We start from the raw sequence: 9839 nt of genomic DNA on the forward strand, positions 1-9839 counted from the left end.
AATGAAACAACCGTGGTTTTGGGTATGGGGGCTGATGCTGGCACTGCTGGCTGGCCATGCGCTGGCAGATGAGCGCGATGACAAGATCGCGAGGCTGTTGAATCTGGCGGGGGCTGAGGGGCAGATTACTGGCCTTACCGACTCGGTGATTGCCGGTCTGGAGCAGGCGCAACAGTCGGCCCAGGATGTGGATGCCGAGCGCGGCGAGGTGATGCTTCATGTGGCGAAGGAATCGTTTCTGCCTGAAGTGATTTACCAGCAGGTGTTCGAGGCAGTGTCGGCGGCGGTGCAAGACGACCAGCTGGAAACCCTGCTGCTGTGGTACCAGTCGCCATTGGGCAAGCGTATTACTGAGATGGAAGTGCAGGCGGCCTCCCCGGCGTCGCGCCAGGCCATGATGCAGAATGCCACTGCCTTGTTGTCGAATGAGCCGATGATGGAAAAAGCGGCGCAGTTTGATGCCTTGCTCCACCTGACGGATTACAACATGGCGTTGCAAAAGCGCATGTTGATTGCCGCTCAGACTCAGGTGCGTAAGTTACACAACCCGGATCAGCCCGTGGATACCTCGGATGTGGAGGCGTTCTTCGAGCAACGCAGGGCGCTGCTTACCGAGCAGACTCGCAAGACGGTGATGCTGTCTTTTGCCCATACGTACCGGGAACTGGAAGCCGACAAGCTGGACAGCTATCTGGATTTTCTGTCTACGCCGTCGGCCAGACAGTTCAACGAGGCGATCAAGGTCGGTCTGGGAGAAGGGCTGGATCTCGTGTTTGAGGATTATATTGCCGGCCTGGCAGAGGAGTAAGTCTGCGCCTCAGCAACTGCCGCCATCCAATGTGGGAGCGGTGGTTCCACCGCGAATAAAAAGCCGGGTAAGGCCATCGCGGTCGGACGGCCGCTCCCACGCTCATTGCCCCGCCTGTGGGCGTCTATAGGGTGGCGAGAATCACTCGCTGGCAAGTGTTGCTGCACACTAGACTCTTCCACAGCAAGCAAGTCACCCGGCCTGAGTGCCTGCCTCGCTGAGGCTCGTTATCGCTATGCAAGCATAGCTCCTGCAGAGGGGGGGATGTGGGAGCCAGCCTGCTGGCGATAGTGTTTGCTGCGCTGGCAGGTGAAAGGGTTCCCTAGCTGCGTTTCTTGCCGGCCTTTTCCAGCACCATCAGGGTTTCCACGTAATTGACGAAATGCTCCAGGTAGGCCGGTGAGAGGGTCTGCAGGGTGCGGATGGCGCTGGTGACCAGGCGATGGGAATTGAGTGGGCCGGCGTCGCTGGGAGTCTGGGTCAGGGCCAGGTCAATGCGTTGGCGCTTGCGCTGTTGTTGCTGGCCCCGGCGGGCACGGGTGAGGGCTTTCAGTTCTCGCTGTGGCGTGTGGGCTTGGGCGGGCTCGGGGCTGTCGTCCAGCAGATCACTTTCCTGAGCGTGTAACAGCGCGGTGAGCGGGTCGCGGGGATGGCCAGTGTCTGCTTCCGGTTGGCTGTAGTGTTCGCGCAGGGCGGCCAACGGGGTGCGGGTATCCGGGCGACGTTGTTGGCGGAGCCAATGGCGAAGCTCCTGTGGCGATGCCAGCGGGTGGTCTGCACAGGTTTCCGCTTCCCGGGTAGCGGCGTCCAGTTGTTGCTGATACTCGCTCACCGCTGCCGACAGCCGGGCCAGGCTGGCAGCACTGCAATGGCGTTGTTGCTGCAGGCGTTCGCCCTGGCGCTGCACAAAGCGAAAGCGCACCGGGTCGAAGTGATCTGCACCGTTCTCCTGCCACTGGGCAATGTGGTCAAGCAGGGCCTGCAGCGTTGCCGTATCAGCCATCGTTGTCCCCGTTTGCCGGCTCGGTGTTGCGGCGCGGCACGGTGGTCAGCTCCACCCGTCGATTCTTGGCCCGGTGGGCGTTGCTGTCATTGGGGGCAACAGGTTGATGCGGGCCGAAGGCCGCGGCAAACACCTGATCGGCGGGCATGCCCTGGTCGATCAGGGTGCGGGTCACGGTCAGGGCACGCTGGGCGGATAACCCCCAGTTATCTTCGTAACGCCGGTTACCGCGCTGGATGGGCAGGTCGTCGGTGAAGCCACTGACCATCAACATCTGGTTGTGCTGACTGAGGTACACCTGCAGCGGTTTGACCAGGTCCTGCAACAGGGCGACGCCCTCGGCTTGCAGCTGATCGGAGTTGAGCTGGAACAGTACGCTGCCACTGATGCCGATACGGCCATCTTCAAAGGTAACCCGCCCGCTCGCCAGCGGATCCGCCAGGGCCTGCTCCAGCGCCAGGCGGCGCTGTTCTTCGGCCAGCCGCTTGGCTTTCTCCTGTTCCAGTGACTGGCTGAGTTCCAGCTGAATGCCGATGACCCACACCAGCACCAGCACCAGGATGCCCACCAGCGCCGCCATCAGGTCGGAAAAGATGGCCCATACCGGGGAGGCCTGGGCGTCGTTGTCGTGCAACTCGTCCATCAGCTGGCCTCGGCGGAGGACAGGGCGCCGAGCGCCTCAATGACCTCTTTCTGGGACGCCATGCTCAGTTCGATCACTTCACGGGCCTGCTCCACGTAGTAGCCCAGCTGTTCGTCTGCCCGGGCGGCGGATTTCTCCAGCGCGGCTTCCACTTGCTGCAGGTTATCCAGCAACTTGTCGTTGCTGTCGCTGAACAGCTGCACCGCGGTGGCAAAGGCCTCGCTGAGGCTGGCCACTTCTGCGGCACTGCCGGTGACATCGCCCGCCACCTCGTTGAGGCGTTCGCTCTGTTCGCTGACCTGACGGGTGAAGGTGTCGCCCACCTGGGCCAGGGTGTCGCTGGCGCGGGTGATCAGGGTTTCAATGGCATCGCGTTGAGCGCCTGCAGTGTCGCGTTGGTTGCTGAGCAGGGTGTCCAGCTCTTCCATGATGCGGCGGCGCTCGTCGAGTAGCTCGTTGTCCCGCTCGCTGCTGCGGGTCATTTCTTCGCGCAGGCGGCTGATGACCTCGGCGGCGGCCTTGGGGGTTTCCGATGCGGTTTCGATCAGGCGCGTCATAGGGGCTTCAAGGGCGGTACCAAGACGGGCGAGGTGCTCGCTGACGGTGGCTTCCAGGGTGGCCAGGCGGTCGCTGGCTGCGCCGGCCCGTTGGGCCTCGGCATCGCGCAGGGCCTGCAATTCGTCGCGAATACCCGCCACCAGTTGATCGAGCCCTTCGCGCTGCCCTTGCAGCAGGGTGGTGGTGCCTTGCTGGAAATGCTGCTGGTGCTGCTGCAGGGTCTCTCGCAGCTCGCCGATCAGGGCATTGCCGCTGGCTTGTTGCTGTTCGCCGTGCTGCTGCCATTGCTCCGCGGCCTGCTGCACGCTGTGCTGGAACTGGTCGGTGATGCGCGCCAGCTGCTGCTGCTGTTCACCGGCCAGTTGTTGTTGTTGCTCGCGGGTCTGTTCCAGCAGCTGGCGGGCAACCTGTTGTTGCTTGTCTTGCTGTTGTTGCCACTGATGCAGACTTTGCTCGCTAGCGCTCTGGAAGCGATCGGCCACGGCTTCCAGGGTGCTGGCGCTGCTGTTGGCCAGCTGTTGCTGACTATCGCGCAGGGCGCCGAGCAGGGCGTCACTGTTATCGCGGAAACGGTCGTGGTGCTCGGCCAGAGACGTGCTGATGTCTGTCACCAGTCGGGCGCTGGTTTGCTGGTGGGCATCGAGCCCTTGCTGCCAGTGCTGGGCGGCGGCTTCAGTGGTATCGCGGAACTGGCGGGTCAGTTCGCCAAGCTGGGTTTGGGTCAGTTCTGTCAGGCGCTGATGTGTCCCTTCCACTTGCTGGCTAAGACTGGCGAGGGATTGCTCCATGAGCGGCTGGAGATTTTCCACTGCCAGGCGGCTGCTGTCGGCCAGGGTGTTTTTGAGGGAGTCGCCCACGGACAGGGCCAGTTGTCGGTACTGCTCTTCCAGGTTGGCGTGGAACTGTTGCTGGTTACCGGTCAGGGAGTTACTCAGGTCAGTACCCAGTTGTTCCATGCGCCCGGCCAGCCCTTGCAGGGCGTTCACCAGCGCCGGGAAGGATTCGGCCTGCTGATGCAGCGCCTGATAGGCGGCTTCGCGCTGATGATCCAGCGAGAAGGCGTGCAGGGTGGTATCGGTAAGGCTGTCGAGCTTGCGCGAGACCAGCAGCCGGTCGCGACGGCACAGGGTGGCGGTCAGTCCAAGCATGGCGGAGGCCGCGACCCCGGCAATGGAGGTGCCAAAGGCCAGGCTCAGGCCGGAGATCGGGGCGGACAAGGCGCTGCGGATGGCGCTCAGCTCACTGCTGCCGTCCAGCGCTGTGGCGGCACCCTGCAGGGTAACGATCATGCCCACGAACGTGCCGAGCAGCCCCAGCATCACCAGCAACCCGGTGAGGTAGGGGGTCAGTACTGGCCCGGGCAGAGGCGCGGGGTGGCCATCAATGCGGCGTTGCACGGCATGACGCAGGGACGCCGGCAGGCTTTGCAGCCAGTGGCGCAGGCTGTCGCGACTGTCGGGCAGGTCTTCCAGGCGCTGGTCCAGCCGGGTGGTATTGCGGCGGAATCGCAACAACTCGGCAAAGCCCATGGCATAGACGGCGGCAATGATCAGGGTCACGGCCAGAGCGACCGGGTGACGCATAAAGGTGGCAGCAATCCACACGACAGCGATGGCGCCGATCACAAAGGGAACGGCAAACAAAAAGCGTTTCATGGGGTGGGGCTTTCCTCGTTCACACTGGCCGGGCAGGCGTCGCGGGCGGCGGCCAGCAGGCCGAGCACCGGTTCCTGTCGAGCGTCCAGCTCGGCCAGTAACAGCATTTTCAATTCCCGGCGGAACTGGGTCAGCCAGCCATGGGGGCCAAGCCAGTCCGCGGGGGTGTGGAAGGGGTCCCGTTGTTGCCAGAGCAGGCGGTAGCGCTGCTCCAGCACACCGGAAAGGGCCGCGAAGCCCTGGCGCGCCCAGGCGGTCAGGCTGCTTTCCATGACCGCATCGATTTCAGCCAGATGCGCCAGGGGCTCACTGTGTCCGGCTAGCAGGCGCCGGCAGCGTAGCCGCAGATTGGTGAGCCCGGCAATCAGTTGTCGCTGGTGCGCTTGATAAAACCGCTCGTAGGCGCCGAAGCTGGGGCGCTTTTCGGCGCCGGCATCCTCGCGCAGGGGCGGCAGGGCAACAATGGATGCTGCCTTTTCGCCCGCGAAGCTGCGGCCGATATAGTCGAGCAGTGCACGACGGGTTCGCAGCAGGTCGGCCTGCAGTTGTTCGGGCAGGTCATCGTTGGCGGTGAAAGGCCCGGATGGGGTATGCCGGGTGGCGCCGTCCAGCGAGATGGCATCGGACAGGTCGAACAGTCGCCCCAGCCGCTCGGCGAAGTCACCATGGCCAGCGCGCACGGCTTTGCTGTCCAGGTTTTGCAGAAGCTGGACCAGGCGGCTGGCGGGAGCGGATTGTGGGGCGGTGTGCGTCCGTTGCATGCAGTATCCGTTGATGAAACCGGGTGCCGGGGCGGGGCGCCGCGCCGGCGAGCCGCCCATTCTAATCGGGAAAGGGGTACGATGATAATGCGTCTGTCGGTTGGCTGGGCAGTGTGCTGACCATCCGGACGCGGGGACAGGTCAGGTCAAAGACAGGATCAGAGCGAACGAGGTGGCGGGTGCAAGGGATAAACCGAATGAAAGCGGGGCTGGTGTGGCTGCTGGTGAGCGTGCTGGCGGGCTGTTTCAGTCCGCCGGGTGGTGATCGGGACCGACACGGCTGTCTGGGCTCCGGGGGATACCAGTGGTGCCCACGGGTGGCGGAATGCGTGCGTTCCTGGGAGCTGGCCGAGGAGCGCGGTTTCGAGGCAACCCCCGAGGCGTTTCAGGCCTGGTGTACCGAAACGGACGCTCCCTAAATCTGCGATTCAATCGGCAGCAGGGAGAGGGCCCAGACCTTGAAGCGTTGCCAGGACGAGGTTTCCGGGTCGTGATCGAGCTCAATGGTCTGGTCGCCGTTGACGCCTTGCCAGAGCAGGTTGCCCTCGTTGTCCAGACTGAGCTGCCAGGCCGATTCGCCGTGGATCCAGTCTTCGAATACCTGGCTGAGCTGCTGGTTGATCGCGTGGCTGTGAATGAGCAGGCCGACCTCGGTGTTCTGGATCAGGGAGCGGCCGTCCAGGTTAATCGAGCCGATAAAGGTGCGGTCATCATCAAAGACGAATGTCTTGGCGTGCAGGCTGGCCCGTGAGCTGCCCTTGAACCAGTGAATGCGTTGTTGTTGCCCGGCCTCTGAGCGTAGCTCCCACAGTTTTACCTCTTGTTCCAGCAGGGGCTGGCGATAGCGGCTGTAGCCGCTGTGTACCACGGCCACATCGGTGGTGCTGAGGGAGTTGGTGAGAATGCGCACATCCATGCCTTTTTGCGCCAGGCTGGCCAGGTAGTCGACGCCTTGTTCGCCGGGGATGAAATACGCTGAGGTCAGCCAGGCGCGACCGTCGCTGGTGTTCAGCTGGTCGCGCAATACGTTGCCCAGGTAATCGGCTTGTGGTGTCTCATCGCGGGCGTAGGCTTTGGAAGGCGGGTCGGCGTGAAAGCTGGCGTCGCCCCAGGCAAGGGGGATTTCGCCGGAAAGGAGGGCTTGCCCCAGCGTGGAATCCGCCAGGGCGCGAGCAAATTCGCTGTCTCGCTGTTCATGAAGAAAGTCCGCCAGCGCACGTCGCAGGGCGGGCAGATCCATGTCGGCATCGTCCGCATCAAGCAGGGTGCTGGCCGGTACGGATACCGGGCTGTTCCAGTACTCGTCAAAACTGGCCGAGCCGTCGCTGACCACATCGCCGATGGCGATCACGTCGATATCCTGAAAGTCCACTTCATTGTTGGCGAAGTACTCATCGGCCACGTTACGGCCACCGGTGAGCAGAAGGGTGTGATCGGCCAGCATCAGCTTGTTGTGCATGCGATGGTTGGTGCGTGAGAAACCGAAGGCCAGCTGCAGGGAGCGCGACACGCCGGCACGGCCGGCCACCGGGTTAAAAATCCGGATGGAAATATTGTCATGCTGGGCCAGGGTAGAGACCAGCGGATTGCTGATGGGGGTGCCAATGTCGTCCACCAGCAAGCGTACCCGCACGCCACGGTCTGCGGCTTCCAGCAGTTTGCTGATGATCAGGCTGCCGCTGACGTCAGAGGAAAAAATATAGTACTGCAGATCCAGCGAGGAGCGGGCGGCTTCAATCATGGCGACCCGGGCGACAAAGGCGGACAACCCGTCACGCAGCAGGTACAGCCCGGTTTCGTTCTGATGGCCGGCCAGCAGCGCCTGCGTTGCATCGGCAAGCGGGCCAGTCTGCGGCGCTGGCAGGCTGTCGCTCTGCAGACGGCTGGCCATGTCGAATTGCCCATGGGAGTGACAACCCGTACACAGTAATACCAGGATCAAGGCAAGAGAGTGGCGAATTTGCAGAGGCATGATGTGTTTTTATCTGGCAAGTCTGCGATTATCAAAGCCCAGTGTGCGCTAAATTTCAATTCCGGTGGGGAAGGGAGTCCAGAATGTTCAAGCGTGTTGCGATGCTTGCCTGTGTCGTCGTTGCTTCAGGGGCAGCCCGGGCCGATTTTTTTCACGACTACATGATTGATCCGGAAGACGGCATGTTGGACGGCAGCCGCTTTTTGTCGGAGCTCCCCATGAGCTTCATGCCGATACCGGTGGTGATCACCGAACCGGCGGTGGGTAATGGGTTGGGGATTGTGGGGGTGTTCTTCCATGAAAGTGAAGAACAGAAAAAAATGCGGGTGGAAGGTGATGCCCCCGCTATCTTGCCCAACAACATCAGCATGCTGGGGCTGGCTGCCACAGAAAATGGCACCCGTGGTGCGGCTGCGGGGCACCTCGGGTTCTGGCGTAATGACACGATTCGTTATCGGGGCTTTGCTCTGGTGCCGGACCTGAATCTGGATTTTTATACCTTTGCCGGTCATTCCATTGATCGTCCGGTGGAATTGAATCTCAAGGGGCCGGCGGCGGTGCAGGAGCTGAAATTCCGGTTGGCTGGCAGCCCGTGGATGGTGGGGGTGCGGCAAACTTTCCGGCAGGTCGAGCTGGATCTGGCGGAAGATATCCAACTTCCCAATCCTCGCTTGAATGCGGCGGTAAACCAGTTTCTGGATAACCATCTGGGCAACAAGATTCGCACCTCTGGCCTGGGGGTGCTGGCGGAATATGATTCCAGGGATAACCCGATGGCGCCGCAAAACGGGCTGTATTATTCCGCCAATTACGTCTGGTATGGCGACAGCATTGGCAGTGATCTGAACTATGGCAGCTATACGCTGGAAGGCCTGAATTACTGGAACGCGAATTCGCACTTCAATTTTGCCCTGCGACTGCAGTATGACGGTGTTGATGCTGGCGACAGTGCCAATCTACCGCCGTATGTACTGCCCTATGTGGATTTGCGTGGCATCCCGGCGGTGCGCTATCAGGGCAAGGCTGTCGCAGTGGCGGAAGTGGAGGCCACCTGGAAGGCGAGCATGCGTTGGCGGTTCAATGCCTTTGCGGGCGGTGGCCGGGCGGCGGAAAGTGTCAGTGAATTGTCCGAGGCGGAAGTGGCCAATAACTACGGTGCGGGCTTCCGTTATCTGATGGCGCGCCGCTACGGCATGACCATGGGAATTGATGTGGCGCGTGGGCCTGAAGACACTGCCTGGTATATCCAGGCAGGCTCAAGCTGGTGAGGGTGGAGTTCTCTTGCGGGCGAAAGGATGTCGCCTGCTGAAGCTTGGGGAACCTCTGAATAACGCCTTGCATGCTCAGCGTGTCCTGAAGCGTGCAGCTGTTGTGTCTTGTCTCGACGGTAAGGGTGGTTCCCTTTCCTGGAGGCAAGGCGCAGCAGATGTGCGCTTCAGGCCGCGCCCTTCGGGTCTTCCAGGCTGGCCCGCACTCGTTGTTGCGCTTCCTTCGAAGGTGAAGAGCCGATGGATGGGCATACACCTTCAAAACCGTGCCCCTCTTTACCTTGGCCGAGGGGGCGAACCAGCCTGAAAGACTGAGCACGCAAGGCGTTATTCAGAGGTTCCCTAGTCTTCGCGGTTTTTATCCATATTGCGGTTGGCTTCTTCGGCGTCTTCCAGGGCCGCAAACTGTTCGGAGATCAGGCTGCCAATTTCCTGGTTTACCTTGCGAATCGTGTCGTAGACCATGCCGATGGTCTTGCGTTGTTTTTCCTTGAAGGAACCTGCCTGTTCTTCAAAGAGTCCGAGTTTTTCCAGTGCATCAAAAGGCAGGCCGGCGATGTGTTGGTGCACGTCTTCCACAGTGGTGGCGCCGTCTTCGATGGCTTCCTGAATCATGTCCTTGAGCAGTTCTGCCCGTTGCAGGGTTTTTTTCATGGTTATGCGTCACGGTGATGAGAGTGGGTTCAATGTAGCGAAAAGCGAACAGGGCGGCCATCTTGTGAACGACTTTTCTGACCGATTGTCTGACGTAATAAGCCGTTACATCCTTGCAGGTTGACCGCGTTTGTGAAATGGGGTCACTCTGAAACCGGGTTCATCATCGAATCCTGATCGAAACACGGAGTGCGATTATGGAAACTGTGAAGAGCATGATTGCCGATATCAAAGGCAAGTTGGATGAGCTGGAAGCGGAATTAGTGCAGATCGAAAAAATCGGGGTGGGCGCCAACGGCGATACCAACACCGAAGCGGAGCGTCACCGCCTTGCTTTGCAGGATGTGCTGATGGATTTGCAGCAACGGATTGATGAATATCACGAACTGGCCGGTATGGACGGCGATAGCAGCCAGGGAAACTGGCAGCAGATGGATCGGGATCTGATGGATCTCAACAATGATCTTTATGGGGCGAACTGACGGGCGGCTGTGAGCTGTGAGCTGTGAGCTGTGAG

At 61.1% G+C, this 9839-nt stretch carries 10 protein-coding genes; 4 read left to right on the top strand and 6 right to left on the bottom strand.

What is annotated here, in order from left to right; all coding sequences use genetic code 11:
* Nucleotide 1: 1 nt before the first annotated feature.
* Nucleotides 2-808, top strand: coding sequence for a DUF2059 domain-containing protein (locus A15D_RS12765; protein ID WP_102792267.1), 807 nt, complete (start codon nt 2-4; stop codon nt 806-808).
* Nucleotides 809-1130: 322 nt separating this feature from the next.
* Here A15D_RS12765 and A15D_RS12770 read toward each other — a convergent pair whose 3' ends face one another.
* Genes A15D_RS12770 through A15D_RS12785 form a run of 4 tightly spaced genes read right to left on the bottom strand, consistent with a single transcriptional unit; the run spans nt 1131 to nt 5428 of the window.
* On the bottom strand, nt 1131-1811 hold the full coding sequence (locus tag A15D_RS12770; protein ID WP_102792268.1) for a DUF2894 domain-containing protein: 681 nt from the start codon (nt 1809-1811) through the stop codon (nt 1131-1133).
* Complete coding sequence (locus A15D_RS12775) at nt 1804-2454, bottom strand: OmpA family protein (protein WP_102792269.1); 651 nt, start codon at nt 2452-2454, stop codon at nt 1804-1806. Before A15D_RS12775 ends, A15D_RS12770 begins: the two co-directional genes overlap by 8 nt.
* Complete coding sequence (locus tag A15D_RS12780) at nt 2454-4667, bottom strand: DUF802 domain-containing protein (protein WP_102792270.1); 2214 nt, start codon at nt 4665-4667, stop codon at nt 2454-2456. The genes A15D_RS12775 and A15D_RS12780 overlap by 1 nt, the downstream gene beginning before the upstream one ends.
* Nucleotides 4664-5428 carry a DUF3348 family protein gene (locus tag A15D_RS12785; protein ID WP_233192231.1) on the bottom strand — a complete coding sequence of 255 codons (765 nt, stop codon included), beginning with the start codon at nt 5426-5428 and terminating at the stop codon, nt 4664-4666. Before A15D_RS12785 ends, A15D_RS12780 begins: the two co-directional genes overlap by 4 nt.
* Nucleotides 5429-5625: 197 nt before the next feature.
* Between A15D_RS12785 and A15D_RS12790 the strand changes: the two genes are divergently transcribed.
* Nucleotides 5626-5847, top strand: a complete 222-nt coding sequence (locus tag A15D_RS12790) for a serine protease (protein ID WP_102792272.1) — start codon at nt 5626-5628, stop codon at nt 5845-5847.
* Here A15D_RS12790 and A15D_RS12795 read toward each other — a convergent pair.
* Nucleotides 5844-7400 carry a phospholipase D family protein gene (locus tag A15D_RS12795; protein WP_102792273.1) on the bottom strand — a complete coding sequence of 519 codons (1557 nt, stop codon included), beginning with the start codon at nt 7398-7400 and terminating at the stop codon, nt 5844-5846. The two genes, A15D_RS12790 and A15D_RS12795, sit on opposite strands and share 4 nt — an antisense overlap.
* 83 nt (nt 7401-7483) lie before the next feature.
* Here A15D_RS12795 and A15D_RS12800 point away from each other — a divergent pair, with 83 nt between their 5' ends.
* Nucleotides 7484-8668: a BamA/TamA family outer membrane protein gene (locus A15D_RS12800; RefSeq protein ID WP_233192232.1), complete on the top strand. Its 1185-nt coding sequence runs from the start codon at nt 7484-7486 to the stop codon at nt 8666-8668.
* A 342-nt stretch (nt 8669-9010) separates the two neighbouring features.
* On the opposite strand, the gene A15D_RS12805 is transcribed toward A15D_RS12800, so the two are convergent.
* A complete protein-coding gene (locus A15D_RS12805; protein WP_102792274.1) occupies nt 9011-9322 on the bottom strand; it encodes a hypothetical protein in 312 nt (103 codons plus the stop codon).
* Between the two features lie 197 nt (nt 9323-9519).
* On the opposite strand from A15D_RS12805, the gene A15D_RS12810 reads away from it, so the two are divergent.
* Nucleotides 9520-9804, top strand: coding sequence for a hypothetical protein (locus A15D_RS12810; RefSeq protein WP_102792275.1), 285 nt, complete (start codon nt 9520-9522; stop codon nt 9802-9804).
* Nucleotides 9805-9839: the final 35 nt, after the last annotated feature.

The sequence above is a fragment of the Alcanivorax sp. MD8A genome, from assembly GCF_002888555.1.
GTDB lineage: Bacteria > Pseudomonadota > Gammaproteobacteria > Pseudomonadales > Alcanivoracaceae > Alcanivorax.

Coding starts and splice junctions, on each gene's coding strand:
- A15D_RS12765 (WP_102792267.1), top strand. CDS start 2: ATGAAACAACCGTGGTTTTGGGTATGGGGGCTGATGCTGGCACTGCTG.
- A15D_RS12770 (WP_102792268.1), bottom strand. CDS start 1,811: ATGGCTGATACGGCAACGCTGCAGGCCCTGCTTGACCACATTGCCCAG.
- A15D_RS12775 (WP_102792269.1), bottom strand. CDS start 2,454: ATGGACGAGTTGCACGACAACGACGCCCAGGCCTCCCCGGTATGGGCC.
- A15D_RS12780 (WP_102792270.1), bottom strand. CDS start 4,667: ATGAAACGCTTTTTGTTTGCCGTTCCCTTTGTGATCGGCGCCATCGCT.
- A15D_RS12785 (WP_233192231.1), bottom strand. CDS start 5,428: ATGCAACGGACGCACACCGCCCCACAATCCGCTCCCGCCAGCCGCCTG.
- A15D_RS12790 (WP_102792272.1), top strand. CDS start 5,626: ATGAAAGCGGGGCTGGTGTGGCTGCTGGTGAGCGTGCTGGCGGGCTGT.
- A15D_RS12795 (WP_102792273.1), bottom strand. CDS start 7,400: ATGCCTCTGCAAATTCGCCACTCTCTTGCCTTGATCCTGGTATTACTG.
- A15D_RS12800 (WP_233192232.1), top strand. CDS start 7,484: ATGTTCAAGCGTGTTGCGATGCTTGCCTGTGTCGTCGTTGCTTCAGGG.
- A15D_RS12805 (WP_102792274.1), bottom strand. CDS start 9,322: ATGAAAAAAACCCTGCAACGGGCAGAACTGCTCAAGGACATGATTCAG.
- A15D_RS12810 (WP_102792275.1), top strand. CDS start 9,520: ATGGAAACTGTGAAGAGCATGATTGCCGATATCAAAGGCAAGTTGGAT.